General features: G+C 50.6%; 21 protein-coding genes and 1 tRNA gene. 13 read left to right on the forward strand and 9 right to left on the reverse strand.

Features of this window, described 5'->3' with window-relative positions; translation table 11 throughout:
* Positions 1-56: 56 nt before the first annotated feature.
* From QWI17_RS18960 to QWI17_RS18975, 4 genes are all read right to left on the reverse strand, one after another.
* Positions 57-608, reverse strand: coding sequence for a YbhB/YbcL family Raf kinase inhibitor-like protein (locus tag QWI17_RS18960; RefSeq protein ID WP_302724099.1), 552 nt, complete (start codon positions 606-608; stop codon positions 57-59).
* Between the two features lie 82 nt (positions 609-690).
* A complete protein-coding gene (locus QWI17_RS18965) occupies positions 691-1,506 on the reverse strand; it encodes a helix-turn-helix transcriptional regulator (RefSeq protein ID WP_302724100.1) in 816 nt (271 codons plus the stop codon).
* A gap of 178 nt (positions 1,507-1,684) precedes the next feature.
* Positions 1,685-2,107, reverse strand: coding sequence for a DUF4345 domain-containing protein (locus QWI17_RS18970; protein ID WP_302724101.1), 423 nt, complete (start codon positions 2,105-2,107; stop codon positions 1,685-1,687).
* 55 nt (positions 2,108-2,162) lie between these two features.
* Positions 2,163-3,002 carry a Rossmann-fold NAD(P)-binding domain-containing protein gene (locus QWI17_RS18975; RefSeq protein WP_302724102.1) on the reverse strand — a complete coding sequence of 280 codons (840 nt, stop codon included), beginning with the start codon at positions 3,000-3,002 and terminating at the stop codon, positions 2,163-2,165.
* Between the two features lie 193 nt (positions 3,003-3,195).
* Here QWI17_RS18975 and QWI17_RS18980 point away from each other — a divergent pair, with 193 nt between their 5' ends.
* The 5 genes from QWI17_RS18980 (at position 3,196) to QWI17_RS19000 (ending at position 7,386) form a co-directional block, all read left to right on the forward strand.
* Positions 3,196-4,167, forward strand: coding sequence for an AraC family transcriptional regulator (locus tag QWI17_RS18980; protein ID WP_302724103.1), 972 nt, complete (start codon positions 3,196-3,198; stop codon positions 4,165-4,167).
* Between the two features lie 170 nt (positions 4,168-4,337).
* Complete coding sequence (locus QWI17_RS18985; RefSeq protein WP_302724104.1) at positions 4,338-4,904, forward strand: hypothetical protein; 567 nt, start codon at positions 4,338-4,340, stop codon at positions 4,902-4,904.
* Between the two features lie 2 nt (positions 4,905-4,906).
* On the forward strand, positions 4,907-5,743 hold the full coding sequence (locus QWI17_RS18990) for a hypothetical protein (protein ID WP_302724105.1): 837 nt from the start codon (positions 4,907-4,909) through the stop codon (positions 5,741-5,743).
* 416 nt (positions 5,744-6,159) lie between these two features.
* Complete coding sequence (locus tag QWI17_RS18995; protein WP_302724106.1) at positions 6,160-6,423, forward strand: hypothetical protein; 264 nt, start codon at positions 6,160-6,162, stop codon at positions 6,421-6,423.
* Between the two features lie 51 nt (positions 6,424-6,474).
* Positions 6,475-7,386, forward strand: coding sequence for a 6-phosphogluconolactonase (locus QWI17_RS19000; protein ID WP_302724107.1), 912 nt, complete (start codon positions 6,475-6,477; stop codon positions 7,384-7,386).
* A 90-nt stretch (positions 7,387-7,476) separates the two neighbouring features.
* Here QWI17_RS19000 and QWI17_RS19005 read toward each other — a convergent pair whose 3' ends face one another.
* Positions 7,477-7,905 carry a hypothetical protein gene (locus QWI17_RS19005; protein ID WP_302724108.1) on the reverse strand — a complete coding sequence of 143 codons (429 nt, stop codon included), beginning with the start codon at positions 7,903-7,905 and terminating at the stop codon, positions 7,477-7,479.
* Between the two features lie 74 nt (positions 7,906-7,979).
* Between QWI17_RS19005 and QWI17_RS19010 the strand changes: the two genes are divergently transcribed.
* Positions 7,980-8,711: a helix-turn-helix transcriptional regulator gene (locus QWI17_RS19010; protein WP_302724109.1), complete on the forward strand. Its 732-nt coding sequence runs from the start codon at positions 7,980-7,982 to the stop codon at positions 8,709-8,711.
* Between the two features lie 41 nt (positions 8,712-8,752).
* Here the strand turns inward: QWI17_RS19010 and QWI17_RS19015 are convergent, their stop codons facing one another.
* Positions 8,753-9,847, reverse strand: a complete 1,095-nt coding sequence (locus QWI17_RS19015; protein WP_302724110.1) for an oxidoreductase — start codon at positions 9,845-9,847, stop codon at positions 8,753-8,755.
* Between the two features lie 134 nt (positions 9,848-9,981).
* Here QWI17_RS19015 and QWI17_RS19020 point away from each other — a divergent pair, with 134 nt between their 5' ends.
* Entirely contained in the window at positions 9,982-10,311 is a 330-nt protein-coding gene (locus tag QWI17_RS19020; protein ID WP_302724111.1) for a winged helix-turn-helix transcriptional regulator, read from the forward strand.
* 137 nt (positions 10,312-10,448) lie between these two features.
* Here the strand turns inward: QWI17_RS19020 and QWI17_RS19025 are convergent, their stop codons facing one another.
* The 3 genes from QWI17_RS19025 to gcvT form a co-directional block, all read right to left on the reverse strand.
* Positions 10,449-10,727: a hypothetical protein gene (locus QWI17_RS19025; protein WP_302724112.1), complete on the reverse strand. Its 279-nt coding sequence runs from the start codon at positions 10,725-10,727 to the stop codon at positions 10,449-10,451.
* 109 nt (positions 10,728-10,836) lie between these two features.
* Positions 10,837-11,226, reverse strand: coding sequence for a glycine cleavage system protein GcvH (gcvH, locus tag QWI17_RS19030; protein ID WP_302724113.1), 390 nt, complete (start codon positions 11,224-11,226; stop codon positions 10,837-10,839).
* A 19-nt stretch (positions 11,227-11,245) separates the two neighbouring features.
* Positions 11,246-12,331: a glycine cleavage system aminomethyltransferase GcvT gene (gcvT, locus tag QWI17_RS19035; protein WP_302724114.1), complete on the reverse strand. Its 1,086-nt coding sequence runs from the start codon at positions 12,329-12,331 to the stop codon at positions 11,246-11,248.
* 136 nt (positions 12,332-12,467) lie between these two features.
* On the opposite strand from gcvT, the gene QWI17_RS19040 reads away from it, so the two are divergent.
* From QWI17_RS19040 to QWI17_RS19065, 6 genes are all read left to right on the forward strand, one after another.
* Positions 12,468-14,636: an AsmA family protein gene (locus QWI17_RS19040; RefSeq protein WP_302724115.1), complete on the forward strand. Its 2,169-nt coding sequence runs from the start codon at positions 12,468-12,470 to the stop codon at positions 14,634-14,636.
* Complete coding sequence (mutY, locus tag QWI17_RS19045) at positions 14,633-15,694, forward strand: A/G-specific adenine glycosylase (protein WP_302724116.1); 1,062 nt, start codon at positions 14,633-14,635, stop codon at positions 15,692-15,694. The genes QWI17_RS19040 and mutY overlap by 4 nt, the downstream gene beginning before the upstream one ends.
* 42 nt (positions 15,695-15,736) lie before the next feature.
* On the forward strand, positions 15,737-16,012 hold the full coding sequence (locus tag QWI17_RS19050; protein WP_302724117.1) for an oxidative damage protection protein: 276 nt from the start codon (positions 15,737-15,739) through the stop codon (positions 16,010-16,012).
* Between the two features lie 134 nt (positions 16,013-16,146).
* A tRNA-Phe gene (locus QWI17_RS19055) sits at positions 16,147-16,222 on the forward strand.
* 176 nt (positions 16,223-16,398) lie between these two features.
* Complete coding sequence (locus tag QWI17_RS19060; RefSeq protein WP_302724118.1) at positions 16,399-17,604, forward strand: tyrosine-type recombinase/integrase; 1,206 nt, start codon at positions 16,399-16,401, stop codon at positions 17,602-17,604.
* On the forward strand, positions 17,597-18,346 hold the full coding sequence (locus QWI17_RS19065; protein WP_302724119.1) for a hypothetical protein: 750 nt from the start codon (positions 17,597-17,599) through the stop codon (positions 18,344-18,346). Before QWI17_RS19060 ends, QWI17_RS19065 begins: the two co-directional genes overlap by 8 nt.
* The last annotated feature ends 34 nt before the right edge of the window (positions 18,347-18,380 follow it).

The following is an 18,380-nucleotide window of genomic DNA, read 5'->3' on the forward strand; positions in this document are numbered from 1 at the left end:
TGTGAGTGTGAGATACCGGCTGTGCAAATAGCAAGCACAACCGGTTGAGCCGTGAACTAGCGCTCGTATGTTGTTTCTAAGGTGCTGGATGCCAAGGCATTGGCATTGACCATATAGCCCGTGAGTGCAGCTGATGCGCCTTTGGGAAGGTCCAGCGCTTGAGGCAGCGCGTATACGGTGAACTGGTAGCGGTGAGGGCCGTGGCCAACAGGTGGACACGCACCACCAAAGGCGTGTTCTCCATAGTCATTGCGAATTTGTCTAGCCTTCTGGGGCAGCTTTTCGCTGTCGATTGACCCTGCACCGCGAACAATATGAGTCGTGCTGGCGGGAATGTTAATAACCTGCCAATGCCACCAGCCGCTGCCGGTGGGTGCATCCGGGTCATAGGCGAATATGGCGTAGAAGTTGGTGCCCTCCGGTGGGTTTTCCCACTGCAGGGCCGGTGAGAGGTTGTCACCACTGCAGCCGAAACCCTGATATTCAAATACCTTACTCATAGGCTCGCCATGCTCAATGTCCGGGCTGGTGAGGGTAAATGTCTCGGCTTGTGCGAATAGGCTGGCGCTGCAAAGTGCGGCCGCGCTGGCCAGTTGTCTGTAGTTCATCGTTACTCCTCCTATAGCATTCACTCCCAGCTTACCAAGGCGAAACCACTCTTTTTAGTGCCAAAACGATCGAATATTCGCCTTATTCGCTCATTCGGGTGCTTCGTAGCTCCGAAGGGGTAATACCAAACTGAGTTTTGAATTTGTCGGTAAAGCGCGACGCCGATGAGTAGCCACACTGCCCGGCAATTAACCCTATTTGTCGATGGGTCGTTTGCAGCAGGTGGAGGCCGTGTGTGAGTCGAACCTGGTCCTTAATGACCTGAAAGCTTGTTCCTTCGAGGGCCAATTTACGCCGCAGACTCGCTTCACTGATTGACAGCTGTTGAGCCGCCGATTTCGCTGAAAGGCTTTTCCCTATTGAGTCGCTCACCAACCGAAACAATTGATTGCTGAGGTGGTGAGATTCGGCAACGGTGCAAAGTGAAGTGTGTCCGCCATGGAGCAGTATTTTGAGCAACTCCTGACGCCGGTGCGCCCACAGCGCTCGGGGGGCGTGTTCACTCCAGCCGACGAATTGTCGTAGGCTCTCATTGAGTAATTCATCGACGTGGCCAGTTACATACTCTGCGGGTGTTGGGTCTGCTGCTGCGTGCAAGCAGAGGAAGTCATCAAACTCAAACTCGATCAGCAGCGCAAAATACTCGCGCTGGCTTGGCACATTGCGCATGTGAACAGATGGATTATTAGACAGCAGTACGAATTGGTCGGCATGAACGGATACGGGGTTTGATTGACCCAGTTGCTTCTCACCTTCCAGCACCACAATCAGTAGTGGCTTAATAATCGGCACATTGAGTAAGCGCTGTTCGCGCAATGAAGAATAAACGGAGAAGGGGCGTTCGTTTGTATCGCTCAGTGAGCGCTTTGCTATTTCCAGGAGGGGCGTTGCAGGCATAGGTTACCAAACCACAAAAAGAGAGGGCGCCGGAGGTTGGCGCCATCTGTGGCAAGGTAACAAATGCTGCGTTGAGTTGGCAATATTTCAGCCCACTAAATGCTTCGTTTTGTGGGTGGTCGTGGCGCCAGGTTATGCCGGTGCAACGTGTCTAGCAGCCTGCTAAACGGTTGCATGATCACTTTGGGACCGTAATTGCGTTTACGTCGGTCTGTCTATCCCAAGGCCGAAGCGACGCGAGAAGCAGGTATAGAATGACAGCCTCAGCGCCCAAGGCAAAAAGAATAGGGTTGCTAGGTACGCCGTCAAGGATAAGGCTTAGCAATCTTCCCGCTAAAAATGATCCGTATAGCAGTATCCCGAGGTGTGCGGCACTGCGCTGTAATCGTTGCTGCAGGCACCCCAAAAGTAGATACACTCCACTGACGAGTATTAGTGTACCTACGCCTCGTAAGTCGCTGCGAATCCCGGCGCCCGAGGGTAAAGTGATTTCAAAGCCCTGATACAAGGCATCGGGTGAATACATAAGGTTGCCGCCCACGTACAGGGCGGTTGTAGCCGCTAAAAATAAAACCAAGCGCTTGCTTATTGTGGTGTGCATAGTCGCCTCCTGTGTTAAACAAGGTAGGCCGTAAGCCCGCCCGTGTTTTTTTGACCTAAGCCGGTTCGGTTTGCTGATGGATATTTGGGGTAAATGTATTTTGGACGTAGTCAATAAACCGCTTGGGAGGACGGCCTAACGCCTGCTCAATGCCATGACTCACATGGCTGTTGCGACCGTCGAGTACCTGAGTGAATAGCTCGCGCAATAGCCAGAGTTCATCGTCACTGAGCCCAATATTTTTGAGTTCAGCCATATACGGCTCAAGCGGCACGTGTTGGTAGCGAATTTGCCGTTGCTCAGTCTTAGCAATCATTGCCACACAGTCGGCAAATGTCATTAGTTGTGCGCCGGTGACTTCAAACAGTTGGTTGGCAAGCTCAGCGCGAGTCAGGGCAGCTACCGCGACCTCGGCAATATCATCGCAGTCGACAAAGGGCTCCAAAACGTCACCAACGGGCAGGGCCAGTTCGCCTGCCCGCACACTTTCGGCAATAAAGCTTTCGCTGAAGTTTTGGAAAAACCAAGAGGCGCGCACGATATTCCAGGTCAAGCCGCTCTCCTTCAGCACGTTTTCGGCGCGAATGGCGCCGTCCTCGCCGCGGCCCGATAGCAGCACCAAGTGTTCAACGCCGGCCTGTCTGGTGGCTTCGACAAAGGCATGCAAAGTAGGCTCAGCGTTGGGCACGGCAAGGTCTGGTTGGTAGGTAACATAAGCTTGCTTAATGCCGTGCAGAGCGCCTGCCCAGGTTTCTGAATTGTTCCAGTCGAAGCTTGGTGTTGTAGAGCGCGATACCGCACGTGTTGGTAAGCCTAGGTGCTGCAGTAAAGCGTTAACGCGCGCACCGGTCTTGCCGTTTTTGCCAATAATCAAAATTGGGCTGGTTGTCGTCATGTGAGTACCCTCCTGTGGGTGTAGTCAGTAATTGAAAACTTACGGGGTACATTGTGATGTTAGCGGGAGGGATGATGAATGGCATAGAGTCCATAAAGCTTAACTGATCGTCCAGAATGGTTGGATTTTCAGTGTTTTGGTGTCAAGCTGGGTGTGGCTGTGAATTAGTTTGTACTGTTCCGCGAGTAATGCCATGAGCGACACCAATGTCATCCCCGAACACAGTGACTACTTAGGCGAAGCGCTGCATTTGCTTAAGCTCAGTGGCACCTTTTATTGTCAGTCCGAGCTGGCTGCGCCCTGGGGGGTGGAAATGCCGCCCTTCGATGACTGCCTGATGATTCACGTGGTTACCGCGGGCCATTGCTGGCTGATAGTAGAAGGCGAGCCGCCGATACATTTACAGCAAGGCTGTCTGGTGCTGCTGCCTCACGGTCGCGGTCATATTCTTGCCAGTGATCCCGCGCAATCCACAACGCCACTGTTTGATATTCCGGTAGAACACATCAGCGAGCGCTACGATATTATGCGCTTTGGTGGCGACTCATCTGATCAAAACGGGCAGTGCCGGGCCACCTGCTGTGTGGCAAAATTTGATCACGCCGCGGGACAAGAGCTAATAAAGCACTTGCCCTCTGTGATGGTGGTGAATGCCTGGGAAGAGGCTGAAGGTGGCTGGTTGCAAAGTACCTTGCGTTACATGGCCGTTGAAGCCAAAGCGCTGAAACCCGGCGGTGAAACGGTAATGTCCCACCTTGCGGATATTCTCATCATTCAGGCAATACGCGCCTGGATTGATAAAGCCCCGCAGGCGAACAGCGGTTGGCTCGCGGCCCTGCGCGATAAACACATTGGTCGCGCGCTTGCCGCCATGCACAAAAGCCCGGAAGTCGACTGGACACTGGCAAGTTTGGCAAGCTTAGTGGGTATGTCGCGTTCAGGTTTTAGTGCGCGTTTTACCGAGATGGTGGGCGAATCCGCCGTGCGTTATTTAACTCGCTGGCGTATGCAAATAGCGCGTTTGCAACTGGAAAATACTCGCGACCCAATGATCACCATTGCCGAAAGCCTCGGTTATCAAAGCGAAGCGGCATTTAGCAGGGCTTTTAAGCGGGTCTTTGGCAAGGCGCCGGGGGTGGTTAGAAATGGCAGTAATGAGGCTTAACTTCTCGCATATGGGTAAGGGGATACATGATTTTTTGCGCCATTTTTACACTCGCTAAAATGCTAGGGAATATAAGAATCTCTGTTTATACGTTTAGCTAATGTGCAAACGCTTAATGTTCTCGACGGTTTGACATTGCCAAAATTCTTAGCTAGTTTGGAGCTGAGGGCTTGGAAAAGCCAAATGGATTTTACTTACTCATAAAAGGGATCTTTATGAAAAATTCTCTTCTGTATTTATTTTGTCTGTTTTTATCTACCTTTCTCATTTTTTCTCAAGTAAAAGCGCTCGAAGAGGTTGTCGTAACCGGAACTCGACCAAGTAATGATGGAAACTACTGGGGGGATTGGGATGATCCGTTGAACCCCATGGCGTCCGGTACTCGGTATGGGACGACAATGTCAGCGGATGCCGCTATTCAGAAAATGTGCTCGAAACGGCGCGGGAAGGTAAACGCGCATTTGGCAAAATGTGAATACAAATCAAAGCAGTATTATACCGATGCCATTGATGCTTGTGAGCAGGTTACCGATTCTTCTTGGTCTTTAGGGGTTGAGAGTGTAAAAATAAAATTTGTATCTATAGATGTGAGCTATACAATCAGTGCGAGATCGCATGCTCAATGCCTCGCAATCGCTGAGGCTAAAAGAGACTCTAAAATAGGAAAATGTGTAGTTGATAATGTTCATCTAGAAAACAAGAATCGAGATGGTTGTTACGGAATTCAGGACTTTTAATTATGAGAGTTACAAATGGAAAGTTGTGGTCTGCTTGTGCTGTATTGGTAAGTTCCTTTATTTTTTTGATGTATTTTGGCGCTGATTTTCGTGATATGCAAGTAAAAGAACATGATGTTGCTGGAGGAGTCGTTGGCTCCAATGAAAAATCATTGAAGTTTGAAATCAAGAGTCCAGTGCCCGATGTGATAAATTCTGCCGAAAGAAGTGAGGCACACAGATTGGAGCATGAGGAGTTCTATTCGGATTATATTGTTGGTGTGGACAAAAGTTCATACTCCGATTATGAGTTAGATACTTTATTGGATCTGGCAGAGTCTGGTGATGTGCGCGCAATGAAAACGGCCGCAATTAAATATCTAGAAATGTCAGAGTCTCAAGATGATGCAACAATACTTGATTCTTTGTCTAAGATGAAGGGTTTGGTGGAAAGTGCAGTTGTTCATGGCGACAGAGAATTGATTGAACTTCTTAGTAGTAATTTTTTTGAAAAATCTGTTTTTCTTTCCGATGAGTACTCTGGCTTGCGAAAGGAAGAGGAGTTTGTGAAAGCCTATGCATTCTATGATTTTGTCGGGTTGCGTGGAAATTTCAGCGATAAATATTATGGTCAGAAGAACCTTAGTAAAATTTATTACCCTGAAAAAACGTACCTGACCAGCGCCGAGGTGGAGAAAATTAAAGCTCAAGCTCAGAGTATTTACGATTCATTTGAGAAGAAACGTGTTGAGCTTGGCTTGGGGCCTTTCGATAATACGATTCCTCCGACTGTTCAGGCAGGATTTGATGCCCTTAAGGATGAATACTTCGCTGAAATGGGCGGTTTGGCGTATGAGTGATTGGTGTTCAATGAGTTCTATATTTATATAGTTATCTTGCGGCTCTTGTGGTAAACAATTTGTTTGGTGCAAGAGCCGCACTTCTGCTTACGGCTATGCCAAACGTTTTCTAGCTATCTTGGATGAATGAGGTTGTTCTAAAAGATTTCCAGTCCAGCCGGAAATTACTATGTTTTTCTCCTCGCTCGACAGGTGGGGGTTCTTCCACTTCTGCTATCATAAATCCATCCCTTGGTTTAAGCATTTTGATTGCAAGTGTGCGATCTGAAAAATCTATCGCAAGTAAGGTGGTTACATTGTGGCTCGCCATGCGGGTGGTTCGCAATGTGACATCTATAACGCTGGGGAAAATAGGTTTTAGGGGGCGTTCACACGCGAGCATTTAGGTGAACAGAATTTAATTGTTTGGAGGGAATATGCCAGCTGGAGAGGTCGCTGGGGAGTTGCTGGGCGGGATATTTCGATTGTTGGGCTATCTGCTGATCGATATTGTATTCGACGTTCTGGTAAGAGGGCTGGGTACGTTAGTTTGCAAGCTATTTTCTAAAAGGGTCAATTCCGACGGTTTTCTGGTTGTGCTGGTTGGCTTGTTCGTCTGGTTGGTTATAATCATCGTAGCCGTTGCTGTCTATGGTTATGTTACTAAACCAATTGCAGCGGACAATATAACCACAAATTAGAGCGTTGAGAGCCATAAACCGAAAAGGTTGTAGAGATAGGTGACCCTACCCATGAGTTTAAAATTTACACGAGATGATGATAACGGCAACGTATGGTTGTCGCAGCAAGGCGAGTCAGTTGCCGATTTTACCGATTGCGGTGTAACGCCCAAAGTGCTGAACACTGAGGCCGATGTCGGCCAGGCAATGTTGGATGAGTTGTACCAGACAGCTGCTGCAAAACAAGGCGATATTAATATTGCCTTGTTGGGCGGCCGTGGCGCCCAGGCTTTACATCGATTGCTGGGCGAGCTGGCGAAAGCAAATGAAGCCGATGAGCTTCTATCCCGATTGAACGTGTTTACCCAAGATGCACTGGCGCCCATGGGTATGGGTAATTGTTTTAGTTTTGTGCGCGACTTTGAGCGAATTTTGGGTGAGGCTTTTTTCCAGAAAATTAAAAGCTTCACCCCTATGCGAACGGACAAAGATGACCTGGAGACGGGGCTGATTGAGTATTTAACTAAGCTGGAATCGCTCGGTGGCCTGGATATTTTCTTTATCGGCCATGGCCCGGAAGAAAACGAAGCTTCTCATCTGGCGTATATCAAGCCCTTTTCAGGCGCCATGGCAAGCCACGTAGCAGGTGTTATTCCAATTTCCAGCAGTATTCTGGAGCATCATATCAGCAAATTTAAAGCCGGCGGCAGCGTCGTCAATGAGGCCGATGAGAAAGAGTGTCGCGCCGCCGAGTATATTCTTACCCTCGGCCCTGCCGCCATTTTACAAGCCAAGAAAGTCGTCCAGTCCGTCGTCGATGCCGACTCCGCGCCCGCCAAAATAAAGACCTACGCAAACGTGCTCAATACAAGGCTAAGTTCGGATAAAGCCGAAGCTCAAAAGCAGCTCAATAGTAACCCCGGCTTATGGGTAAGATTGCACCCCAACATGAAGGCGTTTGTTTTGCCGAGTCTGAAAGTTTAACGAGCTTTTCGGGAAGGCCGGGTCACTCTTTTCGCAACTCGGCCGTTCCCGGCTCTAGTGGGGAGCGTGACTGTTGGCTCGCAGAAGGATTTATTTTTCTTTTGGTGATGGCTTCACGGTTAGCTTAATGTTGGCACTCTGCCAGCTGGCCACTTGCGAGTAGTAGGTAAACACGTTGGATGTGGCCTGTTCCTGTGTCATTAAGGCAAAGTATGCCAGTGCAGCGGGATGCTCCATGGCTTTATTTCCCGCAAGAGTGGCACTTGCTTTATCTTTCCAGTGAATTAAGTCTGCGTATTCAAACTCAGACTTCTTCAGTAATTGTCTGCTCATAAAACCCGGTTGTTGCCTTAAGAATTCAGATTGTAGGTGCGAGGCGGCGTCGCGCAATTGCTGTTCGCTAACATCCGCCGATACAACAAACGGTGCGAGTTCAATGGTGAGTTCCTCAGCATAGGCTGGTGTGCCTCCTATAAGCATTGCTAAAACGACGGCGGAAATAGTGCGATGTAACAACATAATGTCTTCCTGTTTTGAAGTGAGTGTGTACAATAATCATAAATATGCCAATTTGTGACACATTTATTGGGGCTATGGAAAAACAATCTGTAAATACCCGCCTGCATAGGCTTGATGAGTTGTTGGGGCTGTTAAAGTCTGGCGATCAGTGGACGGCCATGCGGTTGGCTCATGAGTTAAGTGTTAGTCGTCGTACATTAATGCGCGACTTAAAGTTGCTGCGCGACCGTGGGTATCTAATCGAGGCGGATAATGGTCGTGGGGGAGGTTTACGTCTGGCGGCGCGCTCGGGTATTGGTCGCCTAAATTTAGACTATCGGGAAATACTCGAATTACTACTGGCGCTATCGGTTATGGAAAAAATGCCGCCGTCGCTCTTTTTCGGGAGATTACAGAGTATTCGGCGCAAGATTTTTCAGGCGTTCCCTGAAAAGGATAGACATAAACTGACAAAGCTCCGTAAAAGGCTGCTTGTCGGCGCACAGGCATCGAAACACGTGCAAACAGATATGGCGCCTATGCCGAGCAAAGTGTCGGCTCTATTAGAGGGGTTCTTTGAGTGTAGAATTGTTACAATTGACTATGAAAATGCCAAGGGAGAGGCGTCTACCCGCCCGATTGAGATCCACTATTTACTGACCAATTGGCCCGCCTGGTACTTAATCTGCTGGGATCAGCTTCGCAATGAGACACGTTGCTTTCGCGTGGATCGTGTTGTAGCAGTCAGGGTTGAGCGTCAAGGTTTTACACCAAAATCAATAGCGTTATTTAGAGATTGTCTGGATCCATATAGCACACATTTGTAAGAGGGAATGTGTATTTCATTCCCTCTGTAATATTTAGCTGGTCAATACCCTCCAGTATTATTCAGCGAAACACCATTTCGAAAAAAATCTTCCGGAAACTTTTCGAGGTTCATGTTTTTTTCAACTTTTATCGGCCAGTCTGGGTTAACAAGAGCGCACTTTCCAATAGCAATCATATCTGCATGTCGCTCTGTGATAATACGTGAATATTCCTGGTGCTCGTGTAAGGAGCCATTGGCAATAACGGGGATGTGACATAATAACTTGGCCAGTTGAGGCAGGCTTACGCCATCGCTAGTATGACTGCCGTGTTCAAAGCCTTTTCCAGCGGACGCGAAATGAATATAATCGGCGCCCGCCGACTCAATGTTCGGAAATAAATATTCTGCATCTTTGACACCGCCAGGCCAGCGGTAGCTGGCGTCGTTTATCTTACCTTGAGAGACTCGCACGCCAACAAGAAAATCTGGCGATGCAACCAATCGAATATTAGTGATTGTCTCGATTAAAAAATGAGATCGGCTCTGTATATCTCCTCCATACATGTCCTCTCTTTGGTTGGTGTAATCACTTAAAAACTGATCGATAAGGTATCCATTTGCTCCGTGTATTTCCACACCATCAAAGCCAGCTTCTTCGGCGCGTTGAGCACTTTTTGCAAAGCCTTCAATAGCTTGATCTATTTCGGCACCGTTCATAGCGTGGGGTGTAGGAAATGCTCCACTTTTTTCACTGTATCCTGCCATCATACTACCGATGGGAGGGACGGCCGAAGCACTGCGGGTGTTGCTTAAGTGCTGAGATAGTGCTCCCGCATGCATTAACTGTAAAATGATCTTTCCGCCTGCTTTTTTAGTGGACTTTACGACAGCTTCCCAGCCTTTTCTTTGCTTTTCACAGGTTATGCCGGGTTGGTTTGGATAGGCTTGGGCGTAATGCTTGTCGGTATATGTCCCCTCAGTAATAATGAGGCCAAATCCCCCCTCAGCAAAACGTCTGTAGTACTGAGCCATTTTTTCGGTCGGAATGCCGTCCCCTCGGGTGCTGATGCGGGTCATCGGCGCAAGGGCGGTTCGGTTTTTAATCGTTACATTCTTGATCTTAAGGCTGTTAAAAAGGTGATGGGTATTGTTCATACAAGTTGCTCCTCAGAAAATTCAGCTTGGTGAAAAGAGGAATCTAGGCTAACGTAACGAGTGCATTTTCGTAAGAATGCACTTTTCTGTACCCTAGGTACAAAATGTATACCGTCGAATTATGGAGCACTACGATGTCGGCTGAAACGTCCCTTTGCCCAACTGAAACGGCACTAGATTTAATCGGTGGAAAGTGGAAAGGAATGATTCTTTTTTACTTGTGCAAGGAGAAAAAACGGTTTAACCAACTTATGCGGCTGGTTCCAGGCATTTCGCAAAGAATGTTAACAAAGCAGCTCAGAGACCTAGAGAGTAACGGAATTATTCACCGCAAGGTTTATCCCGAAGTGCCACCAAAAGTGGAGTATTCATTGACGCCTTTGGGTAAGAGTTTAAAGCCGGTAGTCGATGCTCTGGAGGCGTGGGGAATTCAATATATCGGTGAGGGAGGGGCGCAAGATTAGAAAGCGCCAAATAATTGTAATTTTTGAGTGCGGCACTCGTATAGTGCAGGCACGAAATGTGAAAACTAGCCCCGTAACCCGTAACCCGTAATCCGCAACTGAAGCCTCAGTCATCAGACCTTCGACATCAGACGTTCTTATTTATTCCCCCAAATCCGCGCAACCGCACGATCTTCACCTAAGGCGCCCACAATCAATCCGTAGAGCCCCGCCAAGGTAAACACCACCACCGGGAAATAGTAGCCGGGGTCGGCACCCTCGGGGATAAGCCATGCGGCCAGTAAGCCGAGAAAGGTAAACACCGCGCCGAAAAACAGTAAGATCTTGCGGCTCAGCGGTTTGTAATGGTAGGGCTCTTCGCTGGCCTCTAGGGGAGTCAGAAGGGGGCTGAAAATTTTGCGTAGGGCTGCTTTCACGGTGGCTCTCTTTTAGTTGTTGATGGGCCACACAAGGGTGATGCTGTTTGAGTGGCCGGTCCCGCTCCGGGCTGGAGCGGGTGGCAGTTAACATGGCCGGGTGGCCCGGTTACTCGTCCTCAATTGCGGCTTTGTAGCCGTCGGCATCCAAAGCATCGTCGAGTTCACCGATGTCGGTTGGCTTCACCTTAAAGAACCAGCCGTCATCGTACGGTGAGCTGTTGACCTGCTCGGGTTCATCTTCTAAGGATTCGTTTACGGCAATCACTTCACCGGTTACCGGTGAGTAAATATCGGAAGCGGCTTTGACCGACTCCACCACCCCGGCTTCTTCGCCGGCGGCAACAGTGGCGCCAACTTCCGGGGTTTCAACGTAGACGACGTCGCCCAGACTGTCTTGGGCGTGTTCGGTAATGCCGATGGTGACGGTGCCGTCTTCTTCCACACGGGCCCACTCGTGACTGGGCAGGTATTTCAGTTCGCTGCGAATCTCGCTCATGGTTGTGTCCTGTATCTGTTTAAACGAGTGACTGTCCGTGGCGGACAAAATTGGGTTTTACTATGGTAACCGGCAGGCGCTTTTTACGCACCTCCACAATGACCTCGCCTTCGGCATCGGCTGGCACGCGCGCCAGCGCGATGGAAAAGCCTAGGGTGGGTGAGAAGCTACCGCTGGTAATAACGCCGGTGGCGTTGCTACCTTCGACAATAATAGTCTGTTCTGCGCGCAACACACCACGCTCGCGCAGCACCAGCCCGACCAATTTGGTGGGTACCCCGGCGGCTTTTTGAGCCTCCAGCGCCGCGCGACCGGTAAAGTCGCGTTCGGTGTCTTTTAAATCAATGGTCCAGCCCATGTTGGCCTGCCAGGGCGAAACGGTTTCGTCCATCTCGTGGCCGTAGAGGTTCATGCCTGCTTCCAGGCGCAATGTATCGCGCGCGCCTAAACCGCAGGGCTCGACACTGCTCTCGGAGAGCGCTTGCCAAAAAGCGGGGGCGTCGGCTTCGGGCAGCATAATTTCCAGGCCGTCTTCTCCGGTGTAGCCGGTGCGGGCGATAAACCAATCGCCGGCAGCCTTGCCGCAGAACACGTTCAGGCTGTCGATTAAATCGTTTTGGGCGGGCAAAGCCTGCTTGGCAAGAGCCAGAGCATTTGGGCCCTGCATGGCGATCATGGCCAGTTCGGCGCGCTCTTGCAGGTTGACGTCAAAGCCTTCGCTCTGTTGCGCCATCCAGGCCAGATCTTTGTCGCGAGTCGCGCAGTTGACCACCACGCGATACCAGCCATCGAGGTGGTAGACGATCAGATCGTCAATAACGCCGCCAGCTTCATTGAGCATGCCGGAGTAGAGCGCTTTGCCAATGTGGGTGTCTAATTTGGCGATGTCATTGGCGAGCAGTGTGCGCAGGTAGGCCCGGGCGTCATTGCCGGTAACATCGACCACGGTCATGTGGGAGACATCAAACATGCCCGCCTTTTGACGCACCGCGTGGTGCTCTTCGATTTGTGAGCCATAGTTAATAGGCATATCCCAACCGCCAAAATCGACGATTTTGGCTCCGGCATCAACATGGCATTGGTAGAGGGCGGTGCGGTTTCCCATTCTGGTTTCCTGTTAGGGGCAAGCTGTTCGCCTGGGACGAACGCGAAGGGCGCTATTTTAGCGCGAGGTGAGGCTGCTTAACTACCCCCAACCCTGCTATGCTCTAGCCTTTGCGACCTGTCAGGAGACTAACGACGTGAAACGCCTGCTAAAAATTGTCATCGGGTTAATTCTTGTGCTCGTTCTCGCCATTGCGGCGGTGTTGTTTTTGCTTGACCCCAATATGTTCAAGCCGCGTATTCAGGCGTTGGCCGAGCAGCAGGGTGTGCACTTGGCAATGGACGGTGATTTGAGTTGGCGTTTTTGGCCAAGTGTGGGCATCGAGCTCAATGACATTGCGGTGGCCTCGCTGGATGAGCCCGGCAAGCCCATTGCCCGGTTAGCCAGCGCGAGCCTCATGGTGGCGACGGCGCCGCTGTTCTCCGGTGAGCTGGTGGTGGAAAGCTTGCTGGTCAATGGTGCGAGTGTCGACTTGGTGGTCGACAGTACAGGCGCGGGTAACTGGGAAGCACTGGCTGCCGCTAACGGGGCAGAGAGTGAAGCTGCCGCCCCTGTGGGGAGTGAAATAGAATCTGCGGCGACTGAATCGACGGAAGGCACAGGCAGCACCGGCGCCATCAAACTCGCTATTGATGCCATCGATATTACCGACGTGTCATTTAATTACCGCGATCAACAAACTGGCACGGAGCTGGCGGCCAATGTCGATGCACTGCGTCTGTTGCAATTTAATCTGGAAAACCGTCCGTTTGATTTTAGTTTAGACGCCTCTGTCGCGCTGACAGACCCGGCCAGTTTCCCGCAGGGGCCGGTGAGTGTGGCAATCAGTCTGAATGCGCGTATGACCCTTGACGAGGCTCTAAATCAATTTGATTTGGCCTCCTCCGAACTTATCGCCAATATTTCCAGTGCTACCGGCAAGTCCGATATGGCGGTGACCTTTGATATGAGCGCTCGCGAATTGCAAGGCGACTTGAACTATCAAGGGGAATTGGTGATAAAGCCCATCAATGTGAAAGCTGTGCTGACCAGCCTGGGGCAAACGGTGCCGGTAACGGCGAATGAAAATGCCATGACGGCCATTGGTTTTAGCGCCGATGTGGTCGGCTCGGCGAATACGGCAGCGCTGGATAATGTCACGATTAGCCTTGATGAAACGACCTTTAAGGGCAAACTTGCGGTGACGGATATCAACGCGCAGGCGGTAGAGTTTGTGTTGGCGGGTGATAAAATTAATGTGGATGATTATTTGCCGCCGGTGGTTGACGGCGAGGTGACAGACAAGCCTACAAGCGGCGAGCCGCCCGTCAGCAAAGCCGAGCCTGCGCCGGAAGAACCCCTGCCGCTCGAAGCGTTGCGCAGTTTAGACCTATTGGTGGATTTAAGCCTGCAACAGGCTATTGTCAGCAAGTTGAAGCTGACCAATATTAAGTTGACCGCCTCGGCCAAAGACGGCCTGTTACAACTCACTGATATGAGCTTAGACACGTATCAGGGCCGGTTAGAATCAACGGCGAGCCTGGACGCGCGTGGCCCTCAGGCTAAAGCGATGTTTAAAGCGGACATGGCCGGTTTAGAGTTGGCGCCGATGTTAAAGGATATGGAGCTGGATGAAAGCGTGCAGCTTACCGGGGCTTTGAATTTTGCGGCGTCGGGCAACACCTCGGGGTTGTACGCTTCAGAGTTGACGGAAAAACTCAGCGCCGATGCCAACTTTGCGGGTAAAGACGTCGTGTTTGCGCCCGTGAATGTAGAGGAATATTTCTGTAAGGCGGTTGCCCTTGCTAAAGATGAGAAAGAAAGCGAAGACGGTAAAACCAGCGAAGATCGGCAGTGGCCGGAAAAGACCCCAATGCGTGCCCTTGAAGGCACGGTCACCATTCGCGATCAGGTCGTGCAAGTGGAAAATTTTTCGGCCGGCGTTGAGCACCTGATACTCTCCACCCTCGGCAGTGTGAATTTAGGTGAACAGAAATACGATTTTCGTTTGCCCATGACCTTACTTGAAGAGTCAACGAGTGAAATAGGTTGTACCGTTAAAAGCAATTACTGGATTAATCGCAGCCTGTCACTGCTGCGCTGCAAAGGCTCTTTGGCTAACTTGTCTCCCGTTAAAGACTGCGGGCTTGATAGCGACGCTTTGAAATCGTTGGTGAGTGATTACGCTCAGTATCGCGTGCAAAAAGAGTTGGTACGTCAGCTTGGCGGCGATAACAAAGACGGTGAGAACGCAGGCGAGCAAAGCGATACCGAAAAAGCCGTAGAAGGTTTATTGAAAGGTTTATTCAACCAAGACAAAAAATGACAGATGTATTCTCTAAGGCCGTGCTCGCTTGGTTTGATGAGCACGGCCGCAAGCATTTACCTTGGCAGCACGACGTCACTCCCTACCGGGTGTGGCTGTCGGAAATCATGCTGCAGCAAACTCAAGTTGCGACCGTCATTCCGTACTTCGAGCGATTCACTGAACAGTACCCCACAGTTCAGGCACTTGCTGCTGCCCCATTAGATGAAGTGCTGCATTTGTGGACCGGCCTCGGTTACTACGCCCGCGCCCGCAATCTGCACAAATGCGCGCAGCAAGTGGTGACAAACCATGCCGGCAAGTTTCCCGATACTGTCGAGCAACTGGCCGAGCTGCCGGGTATTGGTGAGTCCACCGCTGGTGCCATTGTCAGTATTGCGTTTGAAAAACACGCGGCGATTTTAGATGGCAATGTAAAGCGTGTTTTGGCTCGTTACTACGCCATTGACGGTTGGCCTGGGCAGAGTGGTCCGCTCAAAGTGCTGTGGGACAAGGCCCGCTTACATACGCCACAGCAGCGCTGCAACCATTACACTCAGGCGATGATGGATTTGGGCGCAACCCTGTGTACTCGCACCAAACCGGCCTGTGAGCGCTGCCCATTGGGTGATGGCTGTGTTGCTCGCGCAACGGGCCGTCAGCTGGACTACCCGGGCAAAAAACCGAAAAAAGACAAACCGGTAAAATCGACCTACCTGTTAATGCTGCGCGCGCCGACAGGGGAGTTACTATTGCAGCAGCGTCCGGCTGTTGGTATTTGGGGCGGCTTGTGGAGTTTCCCTGAGTACCCAATGGACACAGACCTTAACGCAGAGTGCGCGCAGCGCTACGGACAACCGAATACACTTGAGTTGTGGGACTGTTACCGTCATACCTTCAGTCACTACCATTTGGATATTACGCCGGCTTACATAGAGCTTGCGGCTTTGCCGGATCAGGTCATGGAAGCCGGGCCATCACTTTGGTATAACGTGCACCAGCCCGAGTCGGTCGGCTTGGCAGCGCCGGTCAAACGGTTGTTGGAAAAGCTGGCCGAGCTCGATCCGCTTGCCAGCTAATGGCGGGCGAATAAATACCTAACTTATTTACTGAGGTTACCTATGAGTGGCACCGTTTTTTGTCGCAAATACCAGCAAGAGCTGCCAGCGTTGACGCAGGCGCCCTTTCCGGGTGCCAAAGGGCAGGATATTTTGGAAAATGTCAGCGCCAAAGCCTGGCAAGAGTGGATGGCGCATCAAACCATGCTGATCAACGAAAAGCAGCTCAACCTTATGGATACAGGCACACGCGTGTATCTAGGAGAGCAAATGACCAAATTCCTCTCAGGCGCCGATTACGACGCCGCCGAAGGTTATGTTCCCCCTGAGCAAAGCTGAGGCTAATGGTTTTTTGATTAGTCTTTATACAACAGATAGATAGGCGATACTTTTTCCGGCTGAGGGCTTGACTCAGAGAGTCCCAGCGGGTTTAATACGCGCCTCTCACGAAGGCACACCCTTCTTGAAAGTTTGCCCAGATAGCTCAGTCGGTAGAGCAGTGGATTGAAAATCCTCGTGTCGGTGGTTCGATTCCGCCTCTGGGCACCATTTTCCCCTCTTGGTTAATCCCAATTAGTCTAACAAGCCCCTTTAACATCAGGGGTTTGGGCTTATACTAACTCCCAGTTCATCTCATTTAATCCAGCGAAATCTAGCGGTTGATGGGGGCAACACTGGGGGCAACTATTAAGCCGCCAAAACAGTTGCCCCCAAAAGGGGGAAATTTGGCCACATCAGACACAAAACTCCGGCAAGCCAAGCCCAAAGACAAACCTTATCGTATTGCCGACGAAAAAGGGTTGTACCTTGAGGTCCGCCCCAACGGTTCCAAGTACTGGCGTCACAAGTATCGGTTCCAGGGCAAAGAGAAGCGCATCAGCCACGGTGTATACCCCGAGGTAAGCTTGGCAGCCGCCCGCAATGCCCGGGACGAAGCCCGTCGCTTGCTGCGTGAAGATATTGACCCCTCCCAGTATCGACAAACGACCAAAGCCCAAGGCGAGGCGAATGCGCAGAACACCTTTGCAGCCGTCAGTGACGAGTGGTATGCAAAGCAGTTACCCAACTGGGCCGAGTCTACCGCTAAAAAGCGCCGCGCACTTATCAATAACGATTTACTTCCTTGGTTGGGCAAGCGCCCCATTGCCGATTTAGACACCCATGACCTATTGGGGGTGTTGCAGCGCATTGAAAGCCGAAAGGCGATAGATACAGCTCACAACGCCAGGCAGGTACTCAACCAAATATTCCGCTATGCCAAGCAAACTCGCAAGGTAACCTCTAACCCAGCGACGGATTTGGCGGGTGCCATTCAAACTAAGCCCGCGGTTCATCGCCCGGCCATCACCGAGCCCGAAGAGTTTGGTCGCCTGTTGGCTGCTATAGATACTTATAGCGGTACCTTTCCGATACAGATTTTGCTCAAACTTTGTCCGCTTCTGTTTCAGCGCCCGGGTGAGATGGCGGCTATGCGCTGGGACGAAATCGACTTTGAGTCTGCTATATGGCATGTGCCGGCCGACACGATGAAAATGAAAGAGGCGCACGATGTACCCTTGCCAGAAATTGCGGTCGAGCTATTGGAAGCGCTTCATCCGTTAACTGGCAATCGCGAATTTGCTTTCCCGAATGCACGTAAACCGACCAGCCATGCGACCCCGGCAACCATTAACAAGGCCCTGCGCAAACTGGGAGTTGACACCCAAACACAGCACTGCGCCCATGGTTTTAGAGCATCGGCTCGTACCATTATGGATGAAGTCCTGGGGTTTCGTGTTGAATGGATTGAACAGCAGCTGGCTCACAAAGTACGTGACTCCTTGGGGCGTGCTTATAACCGGACCAAGCATCTGCCTCAGCGTAAAGAGATGATGCAGGCTTGGGCGGATTATTTGGATACGTTACGCGGCTCGAGAGGGTGTGATGACTAAACGATTTATCTACGAAAATGAGCTTCCAAAAGGATATTCGATTCTCTCTATTCGTTCTTCCTCGATTAGGGAAATTAATGGAGAGCGAAATGTGGTCGACGAAGCCGAAAGTCGAAAGCTAATATTTGACGATACATCGTATGACTACTTGGTTGCCGAATCGTCAGCCTCGTTCTCGTCTACGCTCGATTTGCTTCAAATAATTGCAAATTATTTAGATGCTGGACTCCCTTTGCCCAAGAAGCTTGCCGCCTACATGTCCACTGCGTTGAAGGCTACGGTTGTTGAGGGTAGAGCTGAGCTGGAAGAAAACAAGGGCTTAGCAGATGAAGTCATTACCAATACAGTTGCAGCAACTCTAGCCTTTGGGCTCAATATTAAAGCTCGCAATAAGCGGCCTTTGTTTTCTAGTGAGATATTTTGGGAAATGTATGAGGAAGAGTTGTGCGCGCTGACGGAGAAGGAGTGGCAGGAGTGCGAGCTCTTAGTAGAAGCCGTCGGTGATTATCTACCCGATGAGCAACTAAGCGATTACTCTCGTACTTTCAAAGAGTATGACGAAGCAAGACGGCGATATTCATCAGAAGCTTTGCGGTTGGCTGCTCGCGAGGCTGGTGTATCGCTTAAGACTGCAAAACGTTATTTATGTGCCCACAAGGAAAGCGTGAGAAACCGCAGTAGAGACAACTATCTCGTGCATGCCCTTTCTTCTGTTCTCGAGGAAAAGGACAAAAGCCCCTAGTCCTATTGTCCAAAGGTATTCGAAAGAATGCTCT

Source organism: Gilvimarinus gilvus (assembly GCF_030518155.1).
Lineage (GTDB): Bacteria > Pseudomonadota > Gammaproteobacteria > Pseudomonadales > Cellvibrionaceae > Gilvimarinus > Gilvimarinus gilvus.

Bases quoted from the DNA above. Each gene is read 5' to 3' on its own strand.
- QWI17_RS18980 (WP_302724103.1), top strand. From the start codon at position 3,196: ATGAGCGACACCAATGTCATCCCCGAACACAGTGACTACTTAGGCGAA.
- QWI17_RS19000 (WP_302724107.1), top strand. From the start codon at position 6,475: ATGAGTTTAAAATTTACACGAGATGATGATAACGGCAACGTATGGTTG.
- QWI17_RS19065 (WP_302724119.1), top strand. From the start codon at position 17,597: ATGACTAAACGATTTATCTACGAAAATGAGCTTCCAAAAGGATATTCG.
- QWI17_RS19015 (WP_302724110.1), bottom strand. From the start codon at position 9,847: ATGAACAATACCCATCACCTTTTTAACAGCCTTAAGATCAAGAATGTA.
- gcvH (WP_302724113.1), bottom strand. From the start codon at position 11,226: ATGAGCGAGATTCGCAGCGAACTGAAATACCTGCCCAGTCACGAGTGG.
- QWI17_RS18965 (WP_302724100.1), bottom strand. From the start codon at position 1,506: ATGCCTGCAACGCCCCTCCTGGAAATAGCAAAGCGCTCACTGAGCGAT.
- QWI17_RS19050 (WP_302724117.1), top strand. From the start codon at position 15,737: ATGAGTGGCACCGTTTTTTGTCGCAAATACCAGCAAGAGCTGCCAGCG.
- gcvT (WP_302724114.1), bottom strand. From the start codon at position 12,331: ATGGGAAACCGCACCGCCCTCTACCAATGCCATGTTGATGCCGGAGCC.
- QWI17_RS18995 (WP_302724106.1), top strand. From the start codon at position 6,160: ATGCCAGCTGGAGAGGTCGCTGGGGAGTTGCTGGGCGGGATATTTCGA.
- QWI17_RS19010 (WP_302724109.1), top strand. From the start codon at position 7,980: ATGGAAAAACAATCTGTAAATACCCGCCTGCATAGGCTTGATGAGTTG.
- QWI17_RS19005 (WP_302724108.1), bottom strand. From the start codon at position 7,905: ATGTTGTTACATCGCACTATTTCCGCCGTCGTTTTAGCAATGCTTATA.
- QWI17_RS18960 (WP_302724099.1), bottom strand. From the start codon at position 608: ATGAACTACAGACAACTGGCCAGCGCGGCCGCACTTTGCAGCGCCAGC.
- QWI17_RS18990 (WP_302724105.1), top strand. From the start codon at position 4,907: ATGAGAGTTACAAATGGAAAGTTGTGGTCTGCTTGTGCTGTATTGGTA.
- QWI17_RS18975 (WP_302724102.1), bottom strand. From the start codon at position 3,002: ATGACGACAACCAGCCCAATTTTGATTATTGGCAAAAACGGCAAGACC.
- QWI17_RS18970 (WP_302724101.1), bottom strand. From the start codon at position 2,107: ATGCACACCACAATAAGCAAGCGCTTGGTTTTATTTTTAGCGGCTACA.
- mutY (WP_302724116.1), top strand. From the start codon at position 14,633: ATGACAGATGTATTCTCTAAGGCCGTGCTCGCTTGGTTTGATGAGCAC.
- QWI17_RS19020 (WP_302724111.1), top strand. From the start codon at position 9,982: ATGTCGGCTGAAACGTCCCTTTGCCCAACTGAAACGGCACTAGATTTA.